Source organism: Dechloromonas aromatica RCB (assembly GCF_000012425.1).
On the sequence record NC_007298.1, the window covers coordinates 1,140,504 to 1,156,014 of the forward strand.

At 56.9% G+C, this 15,511-nt stretch carries 14 protein-coding genes and 1 tRNA gene; 11 read left to right on the forward strand and 4 right to left on the reverse strand.

The annotated features are described in order from the left end of the window. Window positions 1–54: 54 nt before the first annotated feature. The 3 genes from DARO_RS05410 to DARO_RS22730 form a co-directional block, all read right to left on the reverse strand. Window positions 55–843 (reverse strand): hypothetical protein, encoded by a 789-nt coding sequence (locus DARO_RS05410; protein ID WP_011286805.1) that lies wholly within the window; start codon window positions 841–843, stop codon window positions 55–57. 63 nt (window positions 844–906) lie between these two features. Next, a complete protein-coding gene (locus DARO_RS05415; RefSeq protein ID WP_041224227.1) occupies window positions 907–1,530 on the reverse strand; it encodes a hypothetical protein in 624 nt (207 codons plus the stop codon). 84 nt (window positions 1,531–1,614) lie between these two features. Continuing rightward, complete coding sequence (locus DARO_RS22730; protein WP_011286807.1) at window positions 1,615–1,917, reverse strand: hypothetical protein; 303 nt, start codon at window positions 1,915–1,917, stop codon at window positions 1,615–1,617. A 291-nt stretch (window positions 1,918–2,208) separates the two neighbouring features. On the opposite strand from DARO_RS22730, the gene DARO_RS05420 reads away from it, so the two are divergent. The 5 genes from DARO_RS05420 (at window position 2,209) to DARO_RS05440 (ending at window position 7,928) form a co-directional block, all read left to right on the forward strand. Then, window positions 2,209–2,284: transfer RNA gene (locus tag DARO_RS05420), tRNA-Gly, on the forward strand. A 244-nt stretch (window positions 2,285–2,528) separates the two neighbouring features. Beyond that, window positions 2,529–3,446 (forward strand): cation diffusion facilitator family transporter, encoded by a 918-nt coding sequence (locus DARO_RS05425; RefSeq protein WP_497463028.1) that lies wholly within the window; start codon window positions 2,529–2,531, stop codon window positions 3,444–3,446. Between the two features lie 171 nt (window positions 3,447–3,617). Beyond that, the gene (locus tag DARO_RS05430) at window positions 3,618–5,798 is read left to right on the forward strand and encodes a TonB-dependent receptor (RefSeq protein WP_011286809.1); all 2,181 of its coding nucleotides are present in this window, start codon (window positions 3,618–3,620) and stop codon (window positions 5,796–5,798) included. A 336-nt stretch (window positions 5,799–6,134) separates the two neighbouring features. Beyond that, window positions 6,135–7,385, forward strand: a complete 1,251-nt coding sequence (locus DARO_RS05435; RefSeq protein ID WP_011286810.1) for a porin — start codon at window positions 6,135–6,137, stop codon at window positions 7,383–7,385. A 105-nt stretch (window positions 7,386–7,490) separates the two neighbouring features. Continuing rightward, on the forward strand, window positions 7,491–7,928 hold the full coding sequence (locus DARO_RS05440) for a DUF302 domain-containing protein (RefSeq protein WP_198134103.1): 438 nt from the start codon (window positions 7,491–7,493) through the stop codon (window positions 7,926–7,928). 4 nt (window positions 7,929–7,932) lie between these two features. On the opposite strand, the gene fnr is transcribed toward DARO_RS05440, so the two are convergent. Further along, entirely contained in the window at window positions 7,933–8,676 is a 744-nt protein-coding gene (fnr, locus tag DARO_RS05445) for a fumarate/nitrate reduction transcriptional regulator Fnr (RefSeq protein WP_011286812.1), read from the reverse strand. An 85-nt stretch (window positions 8,677–8,761) separates the two neighbouring features. Here fnr and hemN point away from each other — a divergent pair, with 85 nt between their 5' ends. The 6 genes from hemN to DARO_RS05475 all read left to right on the forward strand — a co-directional run bounded on the left by hemN (window position 8,762) and on the right by DARO_RS05475 (window position 15,510). Further along, window positions 8,762–10,165, forward strand: a complete 1,404-nt coding sequence (gene hemN, locus DARO_RS05450) for an oxygen-independent coproporphyrinogen III oxidase (protein WP_041224228.1) — start codon at window positions 8,762–8,764, stop codon at window positions 10,163–10,165. Between the two features lie 64 nt (window positions 10,166–10,229). After that, entirely contained in the window at window positions 10,230–10,901 is a 672-nt protein-coding gene (locus tag DARO_RS05455) for a sulfite exporter TauE/SafE family protein (RefSeq protein WP_011286814.1), read from the forward strand. Window positions 10,902–10,915: 14 nt separating this feature from the next. Continuing rightward, a complete protein-coding gene (locus tag DARO_RS05460) occupies window positions 10,916–11,341 on the forward strand; it encodes a universal stress protein (RefSeq protein WP_011286815.1) in 426 nt (141 codons plus the stop codon). Next, window positions 11,338–13,545 (forward strand): heavy metal translocating P-type ATPase, encoded by a 2,208-nt coding sequence (locus tag DARO_RS05465; RefSeq protein WP_011286816.1) that lies wholly within the window; start codon window positions 11,338–11,340, stop codon window positions 13,543–13,545. The genes DARO_RS05460 and DARO_RS05465 overlap by 4 nt, the downstream gene beginning before the upstream one ends. Window positions 13,546–13,640: 95 nt before the next feature. Continuing rightward, the gene (locus DARO_RS05470; protein WP_198134104.1) at window positions 13,641–15,299 is read left to right on the forward strand and encodes an EAL domain-containing protein; all 1,659 of its coding nucleotides are present in this window, start codon (window positions 13,641–13,643) and stop codon (window positions 15,297–15,299) included. Window positions 15,300–15,303: 4 nt separating this feature from the next. After that, a complete protein-coding gene (locus DARO_RS05475; RefSeq protein ID WP_011286818.1) occupies window positions 15,304–15,510 on the forward strand; it encodes a cation transporter in 207 nt (68 codons plus the stop codon). The last annotated feature ends 1 nt before the right edge of the window (window position 15,511 follow it).

Consider the following 15,511-nt stretch of genomic DNA (forward strand, 5'->3'; position numbering starts at 1 on the left):
GCTTCCTGGAACGGATATGGATTAAATAGATCAGGCCAACAGGAGCCCACCACCTCAAATCAGCTTTTGAGGTGGTTGTATCTTTCTCGCCAGGTTGAGGTGTTTTCTAAGGGCCTTTAGAGCACCCGCACTGTTGGGATACAACCGGGTGCGAATGAAGAGTTGCTCAAGGTCTTTGTCATTGAAGCGGTCAAATCCACACTCCCGTAGTGCGACGATGGAATAGCGTAAGTCCTGTATGGCGACCATATGCTTCTGGGTTGGCCCTTTTATAGCGCTGCGCAGATGGCCGAAAAATGCCTTGTCGTTGATGAGTTCGGCGCGTGACAAACGGTCCGCGCAAGTTGGAGCCAGGAGAACCGTCTTGTCTATTCGCACAGCTTTGAAGAGGGCAGAGTCATCCCCGTTTCTAACCGCTTCGACCAACCCTCCAAGTGATTGGTGAAACAGCATTATCGACAGGATGTTGCGCTGTAAAACCACACAGAGCCAGATCAGATATTTCCACTCCATAGTGTCTTTGACGCTTTCATACCAAGCGTCAAGTGGCCCATCGTTATCGAGCCAGCGCAAGATTTGTTCTTGAGGATCCAGGGATTGTGCTGCCTCATGTAGCGGAACATGGAGCCGGAGCAGGACGGTTAGGATGGCCATTTGCTCCAGGAATGGCCTTTCGTAAATCTCCCCCCAAGATACGGGACCATCACCGAGCAACTCATTGAGTCGCTTAGGGTTCTCTTGGTAAATCTTTGTCAGTTCGTTTGATTGCGTTCGAAGTTCGGGGAGTGTCTTGACCAGGCGTGCGAACTGGTCATTGGTGAGTTTTCCGAATTCTTTTTTCATTCTCTTAACTAAATGTCGGCAACGTGCCCATTGCGGAGGGTCGGGTTTTGAGTACGCGGCGACTTAGCGTTGAAACTGAACGCCAGAGCTCGGCTTGTCGGGCGCCATATCAATAGAGGTACTGAATGGTTTATGGAGAGCATCTTGAATAGCTTGTAATGAAACGAGCCAAGTGCTTATCGCAGCCTTTACCTCGTCAGAGGTTGCTGTTTCAGTCTTTAACTGCCCATGCTTCCATCTCAGAAAATTGAACTCTGGACTATCGGATGGAACAATCTTAATTTTTCCGTTATTTAATATTGAAACCGATATTGTTTTTGGGGTAGTTGTATTTTTCAGCACGTATTTAAAATCCGAGGCATCGTTGGACATAAGTTCAAACTCCTGCACCCTTTTTCCACGGAATACGCTTGCTTTAGCTAAGTTACCTTCGAATTCGTAAGTAACAACGGCTAGATAACCAGATATAAATAAAAACCATTGTGCAAGTTTTTCGGAATCCGGAGGAGGTGGTGTGGTAAGAATGGCCTCTTTAGTTGCATTGGCGTCGAGTATCCAGGCACCATTGATTTCGCTGGTTGCATCCGCCGCGCCGACTGTGAAAGCCGGGGCAACGGCAAAAAGGAAGGCGAGAATATATTTTCTTGGAATGTAAAATCCGATAGTGCGCATTTTTTTGATAGACATAATGATTACCACCGAGAGTGACGTGATTAGGCGAATTCCGAAGAAATGAATTCTGCCGCGCAGTCTGCAACTGCGTATTATTTTTCAATTATCCTTGCTTTTATACTTACTAAGTATATGGCCGGCAATCGCTCCAGCTGATACTCCAATAAATGAAACTATTTCAAAAAAACCACACCATATAACAAACAAAAAACTACCGTATCCGCTCGCTCCACCAAAAACCGTGGAGCATAAAAAAGCTAAAGCAAGTGAAAGAATCATCACTCCAATAACCACTCTTTTTAGTGATTGTTTTCTATAACGAGTTGATTGATAGGATTTGGTCACTCCAATGCCAAATAGAATTATCACTGTTGTTATGATTATGAAATTGGTGGCGCTCATGTCGGACTTTTAACCTTGATATTGAATCATAGTCATTTTTGTTATGACATATGATAGCGCAAGACCGCTGCCAGAATTGAGACCTGACAGGCCGCTTCTGGCCCGCTGCCCGCGAAGTGTAGCCATTTCGTAGCTACGCTCCATTGATTCGGGGCTTTTATGGCCTGTCTGGCACTGATTTAGGGTTTGGCGAGTATTGCAAGGTGCTGATTTATATGGATTCAGCTATTGGCTAGTGATTCTGTTAATCCGTAGGTCCCTGGTTCGAGCCCAGGTCGGGGAGCCAAAAAAGCGGCAGTAGCTCAGTTGGTAGAGCGCAACCTTGCCAAGGTTGAGGTCGAGAGTTCGAGACTCTTCTGCCGCTCCAGACATCGCGTTGGCGACGATTCTTCATCGTCGTCGATGCTGCCAAAAGGCCCATTCTTCGGAGTGGGCTTTTTGCTTTTCTGGTCTGCCGTCGTCAAGGAGTACGAATTCTTGCCGTGGGGCCTGCTTGGGGGTTAGCTGAGTTTATCCAATGCAGGCAAAATGGCGAATGGTGTTGCTGCTCACTGGGAGGTATCGGTGTGGGTAGTGGCCATCTTTTTATGTTCAAGCTTCTGGGATCAGTCGTGATCAATACTTCAAGCGCGCCGCCAGCATTGCAACGCTATGCTTGGCTATCCATTGCCGCCGCGATTTCCACCATTCTTCTCAAGGGGGTGGCCTGGAAACTGACCGGTTCGGTCGGTCTGCTGTCCGATGCGATTGAGTCATTCGTTAATCTGGCTGGCGCACTGATGGCCTTGTGGATGCTCACCGTCGCTGCTTTGCCTGCCGATGATGAGCATACGCACGGACACAGCAAGGCAGAGTATTTTTCCAGCGCCTTCGAGGGGTTTTTGATCGTGTTGGCTGCGGGAAGCATTGCTTACACGGCGATTGATCGATTCATCCATCCTCAGCCGCTTGAAACAGTCGGCGTTGGCTTGCTGGTCTCGGTCCTGGCTTCAGTGATCAATTTCCTGACGGCGCGAACCTTGATGGCGGTCGGAAAAAAACACAATTCAATTACGCTCGAAGCGGATGCGCACCACCTGATGACCGACGTCTGGACTTCGGTTGGGGTCATTGCCGGAGTCGGCTTGGTCGCTGTCACCGGCTGGATCTGGCTGGACCCGGCCATAGCGCTGCTGGTGGCGATCAATATCATCTGGACAGGCTGGCACCTGATGCATCGTTCTGCCTCTGGAATGATGGACTCCTCGTTGCCGTCTGACGACCTGAAGAAAATCGAAGGCGTGTTGGCCTCGTTTGAGTCGCAAGGCATCGCCTTTCATGCCTTGCGTACCCGGCAGGCTGGTAGTCGCGCTTTCATCAGTGTCCATCTGCTGATGCCTGGGCACTGGAGCATACAAATTGGCCATGACTGGTCGGAAAAAATTGAAGCCGAGATTCGCCGGGAACTAGCCAATGCGCACATCACTACCCATATCGAGCCGCTCGAAGATCCGGTTTCAATGACCGATCAGGAGCTGGATCGGCCATAAGGGCGATTCGTCTGCGGAGGGGCTGAGCTGGAGTTCAGGTCGAGCCATGCAGACGTTCTCATGATTTTCTGTAGCCAATTCGGGCGATAGTCCGGATGTGCTGCTTTCGGCGCTTGCGAATAATTGTCTCCGGGGCAACAGAGGGGTTGCCTCGCCTACCCTGGAGACAAAATGACAAAGCACCTTCCTTTCCAACTTGCCCGGCCTTGCCATCTTGTCACCCTGCTGGCGGCAGCTTTTCCCTGTCTGGCCATGGCCGAGCCTTCGTTGATGCTGGATTCGGTCGTTGTCACTGGTAGCCGCGTCGAACACAACAGCTTCGACCTGCCGGCGGCAGTAGATGTCGTCGACGCCAGCCGAATCGGCGCCGATCAGGCGCGAGTCAATGCCTCCGAGGCATTGGCCTCGGTGCCCGGTATCACGGTGCAAAACCGCCAGAATTACGCGCAGGATCTTCAGATTTCCTCGCGTGGCTTCGGCGCCCGTTCGGCTTTCGGTGTGCGCGGTATCCGCCTGGTTTCTGATGGAATCCCGGCATCGATGCCGGATGGGCAGGGGCAAGCCGCCACCTTCAACCTCGACCGGGCCGAACGGATCGAAGTCATGCGCGGGCCGATGTCGGCCATCTACGGCAACCATGCGGGCGGCGTCATCCAGATGTTCACGCCGGATGGCAAGGGGGCGCCGAGTGTTGAGGGCGCGTTCTCCGCCGGCAGCTATGGCACCTGGAAAAGTGATGTCAGCGCTCAGGGCGAGGTTGGCGGTGTTGGCTACGTCATCGACGCATCGCGTTTTGCCACCGATGGCTATCGCGACCATAGTGCTGCCGAGCGCGACCAGACGATGGCCAAGCTGACCTTTCGGCCGAGTCAGGATGGCAAGCTGACACTGATTGCCAACACCTTCAGGCAGGATGCGCAGGATCCGCAAGGGTTGCAGTGGAAGGAGTTTCAGGCCAATCCGCGCGGCGTAGCCTGGGACCCTGGTACCAACAAGAACATTTATCCGGCGCTGGCCTACGATACGCGCAAGAGCATCGACCATACGCAGGGTGGCCTGACCTACGAGCATCGTTTCGGCGATCAGACCGTGCAGGTTTCGGCCTATGCCGGGCAGCGCTCGACGACGCAATATCAGTCAATTCCAGTTTCTACCCAGTCAGTGGCATACAAGGCATCGAACGTAAAACAGTCGGGTGGCATCATCGACTTCGATCGTGACTTTGCCGGACTGTCTGGTCGTTGGACCGGGCGTTTCGGCCTGGCTGGCGGTCGCCTGACCACCACGGTCGGTTTTGATTACGAGCAGGCCACCGATGACCGCCAGGGCTACGAGAACTACGTTGGCAGTGGGCTGGTGCCCAACTGTATTTCGAATATCTGTGGTGTGGCCGGTCGGTTGCGGCGCAATGAGGAGGACAGCGTTGCCACCTTCGATCAGTATGCTCAGGCCGAATGGCAGGGTGAGCGCTGGACCTTCAGCGGCGGCTTGCGCCATAGCCACATCGCATTCAAAGTGGATGATCGCTACATTGTGGCCGGCAATGGTGACGACAGCGGTCGCGTCAGCTATGACAAAACGACGCCGACGGTCGCAGCCCTCTATCGCCTGACCGACAGCGTGAATCTCTACGCCAGCGCAGCGCGCGGCTTTGAGGCGCCGACCTTCAACGAAATGTTCTATTCGGATGCTGGCGGTTCGTTCAATTTCTCGCTGAAACCGGCGACCAGCACACACTACGAAACCGGGCTCAAAGCCATGCTCGGCAATGCTAGCCGTCTCGATGTGGCGCTGTTCGAGATCAAGACGCAAGATGAACTGGTGGTGTCGTCGAGCAGCGGTGGTCGCACGGCCTACCAGAACGCCGGCAAGACCGAGCGGCGCGGCCTGGAATTGGCACTCGATAGCCGCTGGGCCGAGCAACTGAGCAGTCGACTGGCCTATACCTACCTTGATGCCCATTATGCCGAGCGATTCACTGCCTCGACTGGCGCGGTCAGCGCTGGCAGTCGCCTGCCCGGTGTGGCCGCCCAGAACCTGTTTGGTGAAGTGGCTTGGAAGCATCAGTCGACCGGTTTGCATGCTGCGGTCGAAGGCATCATCCGCAGCAAAGTTTATGTCGAGGATAGCAACCTTCAGAAAGCAGCACCGGGCTATGCCATCGCCAATATTCGCTTCGGTATCGATCGCAAGTACGGCCCGCTCAGCCTGCGCGGTTTCCTGCGCTTCGACAATATTTTTGACCGCCAGTATGTCGGTTCGGTCATCGTTGGCGACAGCAACAATCGCTTCTATGAATCGGCGCCGGGGCGTGCCTGGCTGGCCGGAGTCAGTGCCCGCTACACATTCTGAGCCTCTGTTTTCCCCCCTACCCAAGCCCGGCCGAGCCGGGCTTTTTTGTTGATTGCTCCATGGTTTTGCTGCTTCGTTTTGGCTCAGGCGTGCAGCAATTGTCCAGAAAATGAACGACTTTTCGCCCGAAAAAGTGACCGATGCATGGTGCGTAGAATCTCCCGAAGTCATTGCCGTGACTGGCTTTGGCTGAAATGTGCAGCTTTGTTTCCGAAGTTGGCACGCGCTTCGCAAACAAGGGGGTTCCATGTCATCGGAAGCGATGGCAGCGGGGGAAATTGTCCGGGGATAAAACCCGGGCGGCACATATCAACGAAAAACACCTGGAGACTTTTCATGAAGAAAATCCCGTCCGTTCGTCCTCTGGTTCTCGCTCTGCTGGCCTGTGGCAGCACCGCCAGCCACGCCGTCAGTTTCACGCAGAATGATGTCACGCTCGACATCAACGGCACCATCAACGGTTTCTACGTCAATCGCGAAGCCAAGACGATCGATCGCGCCCCTGGTGGCGGTACCACCACGACCAACAACAGCGCGCTAACCAATGGCCTGTTGCCTGGCTGGATCAATTTTGTCGCCACCACGCAGGCCAACGGCCAGGACATCAAGGCACACATCAGCTTTGCCCCCGGCATCAACAACAACTCGACCGTGATCGGTTTGCCGATCGGCAATAATGCCGGCGGTGCCGGCAACACCAATCCATACAGCCAGATCGATACCCGCAACGTTTATTTCCAGTTCGGCAACAACAGCTGGGGGACGCTGAAATTCGGTCGTGACATCGGCTTGTTCGGCCAGAACATCATCCTCTCCGACATGACCCTGCTTGGCGTCGGTGGTACCAGCAATGCCGGCATCCCGTACAACACCACCTTCGGCATGATCGGTCACGGCTACATGTATACCGGCTTCCAGCCACAGATTACTTACACGACACCGTCGGTAGGCGGTCTGCAGGGCGCGGCCGGCATCTTCCAGCCGAGCAGCTTCGCTGGTAACGAAACCAAGGCGCCGGGCTTCCAGGCCAAGATTGATTACGACTGGAAGGGCAAGGTGCCGGGCAAGGTCTGGGGCGGCCTGGTGACCCAGTCGACCAGCTGTTCGGTTGATCCTTGCGCGACCAAGTCCTTCACCGCTACGGGCTATGAAATCGGCGCCAAGGCCGGGTTCGGCGACTTCGAAGCGGTTGCCTACGGCTTCAAGGGTAACGGTCTGGGTCTGTCGACCATTGGCGCCCAATTCCTGGGCGGCAGCAATGGCGCTGGCAACAAGACCGATTCGCAGGGTTATTTCCTGCAGGGTACCTACAAGTTCGGTGCGACCAAGGTCGGTATCAATTTCGGCGAGAACAAGGACAAGGATGGTTACACGCTGGACAACACCCGGACGATCAACGGTGTCCTGCGTGCCACACCGGATAACCAGATCAAGAACCGTGCAGTCACGCTGGGCGTCTATCACTCGCTGAACAAGTACATCACGCTGGTCGGTGAGTACAACCAGGAGAAGATCACCAACGTTGCCGATACCAATTACGACAACAAGAACCGTACCCTTTCGTTTGGCGGCCTGATCTTCTTCTGATCGCCACAGCTCCCGTATTTCTTGCGTCAGATGTTTTCCTCGCATCTGTTCAGGACACCCTCCGGGGTGTCCTGTTTTTTTTCATTGCTGCTGCTTATATTTTTATTGGCCCGGATCGACTGTAGTCATGCTGCCGACGGGGTTGTTTCCAGGGTGGTCGAGGCTGGCGATTTTCGCTCAACCCACGAGGCGCTTGTCGAGGCGGTGGAGGCAGAGGGGCTGATTGTCGGGGCGGTTATTCCGTTTGGCCGGATGCTTGATCGAACAGCCGGCGCACTAGAGGCGGAGATGAATCCGTTGGTCGAGGCCGAGATTGTCCAGTTCTGCAGTGCCGGATTAGCCTGGCAGATGGTGGTTGAAGATCCTGGTCAGATTGCTTTTTGTCCCTTGTCGGTCGCCATCTATGTGACGGCAGCCGAGCCTGGTCGAGTGACCATGGTCTACCGCTCGACAGGGGGCGCGACACCGGCCCGCATCAAAGCCGAGGCGCTGCTGTTCAGGCTGGTCGAACGGGCCGCAGAACTGGCAAGACTGCGTTGGTAAAGCGTCAGCTGCGGTGGCTCATCAGGGCCTTCAGCCCATTGACGTTCAAAATCCGGATGTGTTTCTGCTGAACGGCGATGTGGCCTTCTTCCTGAAATTTCGAGAAGGCACGGGAGACGGTTTCCAGCTTCAGTCCGAGATAGCTACCGATTTCCTCGCGGGTCATGCGCAGGTAGAACTCGGCATGCGAGAAGCCGCGCGCCGTGAAGCGTTGCGACAGATTGAGCAGGAAAGCGGCCAGTCGCTCCTCGGCGCGCATGGTGCCGAGCAGCATCATCACACCATGATCGCGAACGATTTCCCGACTCATGACCTTGTGGAAGTGGTGTTGCAGCGTGTGGATTTCGCGCGACAGGCCTTCCAGTCGCGAGAACGGAATCGAACAAATTTCGCTGTCTTCGAGCGCGATGGCATTGCAGGTGTGGTATTCGGTGCTGATACCATCCAGCCCGAGCAGCTCGCCAGCCATCTGGAAACCAGTGACCTGGTCACGGCCATCTTCAAGCAGCACATCGGTCTTGAAAAAACCGCTGCGGATAGCGTAAATCGCGTCAAAGCCTTCACCGGCGCGGTAAAGATGGTCGCCGCGTTTTATGCGGCGACGAGTCGAAACCAGGTCGTCGAGGCGCTCCAGTTCTTCAATGCTGAGCCCAAATGGCAGGCATAGTTCGCGCAGGTTGCAATTGGAGCAGGCTGTCTTGATGACAGATAGCGAGATTTCCTGATTTAATGGGTGTGTTTGTGCCATTGGCAACCTGCGTTAGCTTGATCCAAGTCAACCGCAAAAGCATGCCATCCGAACATAATTCGAACAAATTTTAATGGCTTGCCTAATGAACTTCGCAACAGAAAACCTCGTCTTCGATCCGCAGATCATTCGCCGCTTCGACGTCAACGGCCCGCGCTACACGTCCTATCCAACGGCTGATCGCTTTGTTGAGGCTTTCGACTCGGAGGCTGCCAAGCTGTGGCTCGGAAAGCGCAATATTGGCGGGATCAGCCGACCGCTCTCATTATACTTCCACATCCCTTTCTGTAACACTATTTGCTATTACTGCGCCTGTAACAAGATCATCACCAAGGATCATGGGCGCAGCGCCAAATACCTGAAATATCTGGCCAAGGAACTCGAGATTCAGGCGGCGGCACTGGAAGGCCGCGACGGTGAGCACGAGGTCATCCAGTTGCATTGGGGTGGCGGTACGCCGACCTTCCTGTCGCACAGCGAAATGCGCCAGTTGATGGGCGAAACCCGCAAGCACTTCAAGTTGCTCGATGGCGGCGAATATTCGATTGAAGTCGACCCCCGCAAGGTGGATACGGCCACGGTCGCTCTGCTGGGTGAGCTGGGTTTCAACCGCATGAGCGTCGGCGTTCAGGATTTCGACGAAAAGGTACAAGTTGCCGTCAATCGCGTTCAGAGCGAGGAAGAAACCTACAGCGTCATCCGTGATGCGCGGGCCAACGGCTTCAAGTCAGTTTCTGTCGACCTGATCTACGGTCTGCCGCATCAGACGGTGATGGGGTTCAACCGGACGCTGGAGCGCGTTCTGGCGATGGATCCTGACCGTCTGTCGATCTACAACTATGCGCACATGCCCAGCATGTTCAAGCCGCAGCGCCGGATCAACGAAGGTGATCTGCCCTCAGCCGATACCAAGCTGCAGATTCTGGCGCTGGCGATCAAGAAACTGACCGATGCGGGTTATGTCTTCATCGGCATGGACCACTTTGCCAAGCCGGATGACGAACTGGCAGTTGCCCAGCGTCAGGGCCGCCTGCACCGTAATTTCCAGGGCTATTCGACTTACGCCGATTGCGACATGCTGTCTTTCGGCATCTCTTCGATCAGCAAGGTCGGGCCGACCTATTACCAGAACGTCAAGACGGCGGACGAGTACTACGATCGTCTGGATACCGATACGCTGCCGGTTTTCCGCGGTATCGAGCTGACGGCTGACGATATCCTGCGTCGTTCGATCATCCAGGCGTTGATGTGCCATTTCGAGTTGTCCATCGAGAGCATCGAAAGCGCCCATCTGATCGACTTCCACAAGTATTTCGCAGCCGAACTGGAAGACATGAAGGAAATGGAGCGGGCCGGTTTGCTCAAGATCGATCGCGAGTGGATCACCGTACTGCCACCAGGACGCCTGCTGGTTCGCATCATTTCCATGGTTTTTGATCGCTATCTGCGGGCAGGGCGCCAGCGGGCAACCTACTCCAAAGTCATCTGATCATCGTGTGCGGCACCGGGCGGGCAGAGTAAACTGCACGCTTCGGTGACTTCTGGTTTGCACGATGCCTGATTCCGGCTATCTCGCACTTTTTCTCGTTGGTCTGCTCGGCGGTACGCATTGCGTCGGTATGTGCGGCGGCATCGTCGGCGCCCTCTCGATGGGGGGGCAGGCGCGCTGGTCGATGCACCTTGCCTACAACGGCGGGCGTATTCTTTCCTACGCCGCGGCCGGGGCTATCGCCGGGGCGTTGGGTGCAGCCAGCATGGGGCTGGAAGGCCAGGTTCCAGCCCGTCTGATTCTCTATTTCGTCGCCAACCTGATGCTGGTGGCGATGGGCCTCTATCTGCTTGGCGTGACCAAGGCGCTGGCGTTTACCGAGCGTGCCGGGCAGAGCCTGTGGCGGCGCCTGCAACCTTTGACCCGACGTTTCCTGCCGGTGCGCAGCGTGGCCCAGGCTTTTCCTCTGGGTGTGCTGTGGGGCTGGCTGCCATGCGGTCTGGTTTACAGCGCATTGGCGACGGCGCTGAGCACCGGTTCGGCCGGGCGGGGTGCCTTGACGATGCTGGCCTTTGGCCTCGGTACCTTGCCCAACCTCCTGCTGGCCGGTATCGTGCTGGCCCGGCTCAACGGATTCGTTCGTCGCCCCATTGTGCGTACCCTCTCCGGCCTGTTGGTGCTAGGCTTTGGCTTATACGGACTCTTGGGCCTGATGCGTCTGTCAGGCGGGCTTTAGGATGGGAAAACACCATGAAAATCTTGTTGCCAGTGGATGGTTCGGCCTGTGCGTTGCGCGCCGTTGATCACCTGATTAGCCATGCGGCCTGGTTCCGCGATGTACCGGAGATTCACTTGTTGCATGTTCATGCGCCGATCCCGATTGGGCGGGTGCAAGCCCATGTCGGTAAGGAAACGCTGCATGCCTATTATCTGGAAGAAGGGCAGGAGCAGCTCGTCGAAGCCCAGAGAAAACTGGATGCGGCCGGGCGTTTTCATACAACCCATATTCATGTCGGTCAGCCGGCCGAGGTGATCAGCAAAATGGCTGGTGACCTGGCCTGTGATCTGGTCGTGATGGGGACGCATGGTCGTGGCGTGGCGGCGGGGATCGTCATGGGCTCAGTGGCGACGCGCGTACTGCACCTCTCGCCCTGTCCAGTGTTGCTGGTCAAATGAGCGACGAGGCTGACCGGGGCAGGGTGGTTGAATTTGCCATTGGCGGCATGACCTGCGCTGCTTGTTCGGCCCGTCTTGAGAAAGTCCTGAACCGGCAAGCCGGCATGCAAGCCAATGTCAATCTGGCGGCTGAGCGCGCCCGGGTGCGACTCTCGGCAATGGCCGATGAGGCCGCCGTGGTCGCGGCCGTAGCGAAGGCCGGGTTCACGGCCGAGTTGGTCGATAGCCAGACACGCGAACGCGAAAAGGCCGAAAAGCTGCGTGTCTATCAGCGGGAAATCAGACGCTTCTGGATTGCCGTGGCGCTCACCCTGCCCTTGGTCGGGCAGATGCTGTTCATGTTTGGCGAACACGGCCACCTCAACGAAATGCCGCGCTGGTTGCAACTGGCGCTGGCGACACCGGTCCAGTTCTGGATTGGCTGGCGTTTCTACGATGGCGCCTACAAGGCCCTGCGTGGTGGTGGCGCCAACATGGATGTGCTGGTTGCGCTCGGTACCAGCATGGCCTGGGGCTTTTCGACGGTGGTGACGCTGTTTGGCCTCAATCAGCACATCTATTTCGAGGGCGGGGCAGCGGTGATCACGCTGGTCCTGCTTGGCAAGTTGCTTGAGGCTCGGGCCAAGGCAAGAACCTCCGAAGCTATCGAGTCGCTGATCCGCCTGCAGCCGAAGACGGCGCGCGTTGAACGGGATGGCCAGTGGGTGGAAATGGCCGTCGAGGCGCTGATGCCGGGCGATATCTTTCTGGTTCGTCCGGGCGAAAGCGTGCCGGTCGACGGTGAGGTGGTCGATGGCGAATCGAGTGTCAACGAGGCCATGCTGACCGGTGAAAGCATGCCGCTAGGCAAGCGGGCCGGCGACAGGGTCTTTGCCGCTACGGCCAACGGGCAGGGCGCCCTGCGTTGTCGGGCCACCGGCGTGGGCGAGCACACCTTGCTGGCCGGCATCATTCGGCTCGTCGGCGAGGCGCAAGGATCGAAGGCGCCGGTGCAGCGTCTGGCGGACAAGATTTCATCGATCTTCGTACCGACGGTGTGCATCATCGCGCTCGTGACCTTTGCCGGCTGGTGGATTTATTCCGGCGATTTTTCCGAGGCCCTGGTCAATGCCGTGGCGGTGCTTGTCATTGCCTGTCCGTGTGCGTTGGGGCTGGCCACTCCGACGGCGATCATGGTCGGAACCGGGCAGGGGGCCAGGGCCGGCATTCTGGTCAGAAATGCCGAGGCGCTCGAACGGGCTGAGCGCATCACTGTGCTGGCGCTGGACAAGACCGGCACACTGACTTGCGGCCTGCCGCAGGTGACCGATGTCGTGCCGCGTGTGCTGGCTGGCAACGAAGCGCTCCGTCTGGCCGCCTTGCTTGAGCAGAATTCCGAGCATCCGCTGGCCAGGGCGATTGTTGCGGCGGCTGGGGCAGTTCAGTCTGGTGGAGACGATAGAAAAGTAGCTGCGTTCAAGGCAATTCCCGGTTGTGGCGTCGAAGGCGAGATTGATGGGCGGGTATTGCGCCTCGGTTCGCCCACTTGGTTGGGGCTGGCGGCCGACCTGGCCGTCGGTGAGTTGCAGCAGGCCGGCAAAACTGTCGTCGCATTGAACGAGGGTGATTCGACCTTGGCCATTTTTGCCGTGGCCGATGCCTTGCGGCCAAGTTCGCGGCTCGCTGTCAGTCGTTTGCGCGAACGCGGCATCCGGGTGGTGATGTTAACTGGTGACAATGTGGCAACAGCAGCAGCAATCGCTGCCGAAGCCGGTATCGATGAATATCGGGCCGGCATCCTGCCCGGCGACAAAGCAGCGGCTGTTCAGGAGTTGAAGGCTGGCGGTGGGCTTGTGGCGATGGTCGGTGACGGAATCAACGATGCGCCTGCTTTGGCGGCGGCAGATGTCAGCTTCGCGATCGGGGCTGGTTCGGATGCGGCTATCGAGGCTGCGGATTTAACATTGATACGCAGCGACCTGCTCGGTGTTTTTGATGCAATTGACCTATCGGCGGCCACCTTGGGGAAAATCCGCCAAAATCTTTTCTTCGCTTTCATTTACAATGTTTTGGGAATTCCGCTGGCTGCCTTGGGGTGGCTTAACCCGGTGGTCGCGGGAGCGGCGATGGCGATGAGTTCGGTTTCAGTGGTTTCGAACTCGCTTCTGCTCAAGCGTTGGCGACCCAAAGACAGGGCTGGGCGGCAGGGAATGGAGTCTCGATGACCAGAGGGGTCGGGGAAGAAATAATTGAACAATTGTTTTCTGATAGCAAGGTGGGAGCGGCGGGAAGTGCTACGGCGATGACCGAGCAGGAAACAATGTTCCGAAGCACAATGGAGGCCGCGCAGGTCGGTATCTTCGTGCTTCAGAATCAGCGCTTCAAGTACGTCAATCCCTTCCTTGTGGGCATGTTTGGCTATTCTGCCGAGGAGTTGCTTGAGCAGATGGGGCCGCTTGACCTCATCCTGCCCGAGCAGCACGCATTCGTGATCGAGCAGATGCAGTTACGGGCGGCCGGTGTCCTTGGACATAACTATGAATTGACCGGATTACGCAAGGACGGCTCGACCTTGCCGATCATGGTGCTCGGGTCGCCATCGGTGATTGGCGGGTTGCCGGCTTCCGTCGGCACCGTGCTGGATATTTCTGCGCAGAAAGCAGCCGAGCAAAGAATCCGCGAACTGGCTGACTACGATGTATTGACTGGCTTGCCCAATCGCCGATTGCTGCGCGAGCGTTTCGAGCAATTGCTCGCTGCGGCTGAGCGAGAGAAATCCGAGATTGCCGTCATCTTCCTCGATCTCGACCATTTCAAGCGGGTCAATGATTCGCTTGGGCACAGCGTCGGTGACGAGTTGTTGTGCGAAGTGGCCCGGCGTCTGGATAGTGTGGTCCGGCGCATCGATACCCTGGCCCGGCTGGGGGGCGACGAGTTCATTTTTGCCATGCCTGGTTTCCATACCGCGGCGGCTGTTGAAGTGGCACGGCGGCTGGTTGAGGTTTTCTCCCGGCCGTTCGAGGTGGCCGGCCACGAGTTGACCGTGACGCCATCGCTCGGGATCAGCATCTACCCCCACGATGGTCGTGACCTGGAAACCTTGCTCCGTAATGCCGATACGGCCATGTACCGGGCCAAGGAAATGGGCCGCAATGCCTTCCAGTTCTATTCGAGCGAGATGAATACGACGACGCTCGACCGCTTGCTGATGGAAAGCAATCTCCGGCGGGCGCTGGTCCAGAACGAATTTATCCTGCATTACCAGCCGCTGGTGAATCTGGAAACCGGCCTGATCATTGGTGTCGAGGCGTTGATCCGCTGGCTGCACCCGGAGCTAGGCTTGATCATGCCGGACCGCTTCATTCATGTGGCCGAAGAAACCGGGCTGATCAATCCGATTGGTGATTGGGTGCTCTGCGAAGCCTGTCGGCAGGCGAAGGCCTGGTGCGATGCCGGGTTGCCCCCGATCTGCATGGCCGTCAACGTGGCCCCGGTGCAATTCCGTCAGGCCGGCTTTGTCGAGATGGTGGCGGGCGCGCTGGCGACATCCGGGCTGGATGCCAGCCGCCTTGAGCTTGAATTGACCGAACGCACCGTGATGCACGATGCGGATATCAACATGGGCACCTTGTCGGCCTTGCACCGGATGGGGGTTGAGCTTTCGCTTGATGACTTTGGCACCGGTTATTCATCGCTGGCGTATCTGAAGCGTTTTCCGGTCGGTAAACTGAAGATCGACCGTTCCTTCGTCAACGACCTTGAAACCGACCCGGATGACTGGGCGATTGCGTCGACCATCGTCAGCATGGGGCGCAGTCTGCGCATGACAGTGCTGGCCGAAGGCGTAGAAAAAGTCGAACAATTGGCGCTGTTGCGTAAAATGGGGTGTGACATGGCGCAGGGCTACTATTTCAGTCGCCCGATGTCGGCGGATGGAATGGCCGATATGCTGCGTCTTCAACCATTCATCAACAGGTAAAGCAATGGAAAACACCGTGATCAGGATTGGCGGCATGAGCTGCCAGGGCTGCGTCAAGAACATCACCGGGGTGCTGAGTGCCATGGCAGGCGTGAGCAGCGTCGAGGTTTCGCTGGAAGCTGCCGAAGGCCGCGTGGCCTTCGATTCGCAGGTGGTGACCCGCGACGCGCTGGTCAATGCCATCGAGGATGCCGGCTTCGACGCCGAATAAA

What these genes read in the sequence shown, in the direction of transcription:
- DARO_RS05460 (WP_011286815.1), top strand. Translation starts at nt 10,916, where the DNA reads ATGAAAATCTTGTTGCCAGTGGATGGTTCGGCCTGTGCGTTGCGCGCC.
- DARO_RS05455 (WP_011286814.1), top strand. Translation starts at nt 10,230, where the DNA reads ATGCCTGATTCCGGCTATCTCGCACTTTTTCTCGTTGGTCTGCTCGGC.
- DARO_RS05415 (WP_041224227.1), bottom strand. Translation starts at nt 1,530, where the DNA reads ATGTCTATCAAAAAAATGCGCACTATCGGATTTTACATTCCAAGAAAA.
- DARO_RS05410 (WP_011286805.1), bottom strand. Translation starts at nt 843, where the DNA reads ATGAAAAAAGAATTCGGAAAACTCACCAATGACCAGTTCGCACGCCTG.
- DARO_RS05435 (WP_011286810.1), top strand. Translation starts at nt 6,135, where the DNA reads ATGAAGAAAATCCCGTCCGTTCGTCCTCTGGTTCTCGCTCTGCTGGCC.
- DARO_RS05430 (WP_011286809.1), top strand. Translation starts at nt 3,618, where the DNA reads ATGACAAAGCACCTTCCTTTCCAACTTGCCCGGCCTTGCCATCTTGTC.
- DARO_RS05475 (WP_011286818.1), top strand. Translation starts at nt 15,304, where the DNA reads ATGGAAAACACCGTGATCAGGATTGGCGGCATGAGCTGCCAGGGCTGC.
- DARO_RS22730 (WP_011286807.1), bottom strand. Translation starts at nt 1,917, where the DNA reads ATGAGCGCCACCAATTTCATAATCATAACAACAGTGATAATTCTATTT.
- hemN (WP_041224228.1), top strand. Translation starts at nt 8,762, where the DNA reads ATGAACTTCGCAACAGAAAACCTCGTCTTCGATCCGCAGATCATTCGC.
- DARO_RS05470 (WP_198134104.1), top strand. Translation starts at nt 13,641, where the DNA reads ATGTTCCGAAGCACAATGGAGGCCGCGCAGGTCGGTATCTTCGTGCTT.
- fnr (WP_011286812.1), bottom strand. Translation starts at nt 8,676, where the DNA reads ATGGCACAAACACACCCATTAAATCAGGAAATCTCGCTATCTGTCATC.
- DARO_RS05465 (WP_011286816.1), top strand. Translation starts at nt 11,338, where the DNA reads ATGAGCGACGAGGCTGACCGGGGCAGGGTGGTTGAATTTGCCATTGGC.